Annotated in this window: 1 protein-coding gene; it reads left to right on the forward strand. The window is 40.3% G+C overall.

Translation table 11 applies throughout. From position 1 onward, the window contains the following. Positions 1-1,114, forward strand: a 1,114-nt coding sequence (locus tag ACZFYI_RS20440; protein WP_462525961.1) for an APC family permease, incomplete at its 5' end; no start/stop codon positions are given. Positions 1,115-1,284 lie beyond the last annotated feature (170 nt).

A 1,284-nucleotide genomic window follows, 5' to 3' on the forward strand; every position in this document is an offset into this window, starting at 1 on the left:
GGGGAGTAAAATCACCCATACAGGTGGAGGATATGCCTATGTAAGTACAGCCTTTGGGGCATTTCCGGGATTTTTGACTGCTGTATTTTTGATCATGGGAGGTGTATTCTCAGATGCTGCGGTGTCCAATGCACTGGTTGAGATTTTGGGTTTGGTCTTTCCTGTTTTTAAAAATCCTTATATCAGGGTTTTGACCTTGTTTTTGATTTTTGGAGGTCTGGCTACACTCAATGTCGTAGGCGTCAAACAGGGGATCGGCTTGGTTAAGATCAATACTGTTGCAAAATTGATCCCGCTATTATTGTTGGTGATTTTTGGCTGGAAGGACGTTCAATTGTCCAATTTATCGTGGGAATCCGGCTTAACTGTCAAACAGTTTGGAGAAGCTTCCCTGATTTTGTTTTTTGCTTTTCAGGGAGGAGATTCAGGATTGACTATCGGCGGGGAAATCAAAGATCCCCAAAAGACAGTTCCTAGGGCGATTTTTATCGGAATCTCATTTGTGCTTTTGCTCTATATCCTGATTCAATTGGTATCTCAGGGGGTTTTGGGCAGTCAATTGCCTGAATTTAAAGAAGCACCTTTGGCGGAAACGGCTAAAATTATTTTTGGACCTATAGGATATACCCTTCTTTTTATTGGTGCAGGAATTTCGATGTTCGGTATGTTGAGCGGAGAAATACTGAATGTGCCGAGGGTAATTTTCAGGTTCTCTTTGGATGGGATTATTCCTATTTCCAAACTTGGCCATATCCATAGGAAGTTCAGGACTCCATATGTTTCGATATTGGTTTATGCAGGACTTGGGTTTACCATGGCTTCTTTGGGAGGATTCAGGCAATTGGCTGTTATCGCATCGGCGAGCATGCTATTGGTGTATTTTGGGGTTTCCCTTTCTGTGATCCGACTTCGGAAAATGGAGGGATTTGATTCAGGCGGATTCAAAATTCCTTTTGGAATTGCTGTTCCTATTGTATCTGCATGCATTATTTCTTTTTTCCTGTTCAACCTTTCCCTTGGGGAAAAACAGGGATTAGCTATCTTGATAGGGATTTTGACGCTGGTTTATTTCTTGGGAAGAGCATTCAAAAAAAGGAAAAGTTCTTCAGGTTGATCTTTTCCCTTATGGCTAAAATTGGTTGAAAAGACATCCAAATCTTGGAATTAATGGCTTGTAAACTATAAAAATTAAATGAAGGATGGAATATGAAAAATATCTCTAGACTTATCTTCTTTGTCACTTTTTTTGGTTGCTCAATGGTTTCCTGCAAACAAGAGAGCAAT

It is taken from the genome of Aquiflexum sp., assembly GCF_977115555.1.